The organism is Acetomicrobium sp. S15 = DSM 107314 (assembly GCF_016125955.1).
Lineage (GTDB): Bacteria > Synergistota > Synergistia > Synergistales > Thermosynergistaceae > Thermosynergistes > Thermosynergistes pyruvativorans.
In genome coordinates this window covers 1-386 of record NZ_JADEVE010000104.1, presented here as the reverse complement: position 1 = coordinate 386, position 386 = coordinate 1, and the positions used below count along the sequence as shown (strand labels likewise).

The following is a 386-nucleotide window of genomic DNA, read 5'->3' as shown; positions in this document are numbered from 1 at the left end:
GTGCCGTATTTCTTAGCCAGATCCACAGCCTCGGATATAGCCACAGGCAGCGGGACCAGCCTAGCGATCACGCCCTCATACAAAGCCAGCCGCACGGCGGCCAAATCGACGGCCACCATCCGCTCGGGCCTTCTTGAAGGTTCAGGACGGCTGCGATCGCTTCTGCGCCTATTGCGTAATACCCTTCGTGAGGGGCAGGCCTATCAGCCGAAGTCTCAAAGACGTGGAAAAAGAGGCAATGATGCGTTCGGATATAGAGGTCGAGGAGGAGGGAAGGGTCAGGATAGACAAAGGCACCATCGTTTTAGAAAAAGACACAGTGAGGATGGGCGGAGCCGTGCTTGAGGCCTCGGGAAAGCTCTATCCGGAGCTCGATCTTTCTGGAA

1 pseudogene is annotated in these 386 nt (G+C 56.5%); it reads right to left on the bottom strand.

From position 1 onward, the window contains the following. Nucleotides 1-131: pseudogene (locus tag EZM41_RS02870) on the bottom strand (transcription antitermination factor NusB); the annotation flags it as partial. Nucleotides 132-386: the final 255 nt, after the last annotated feature.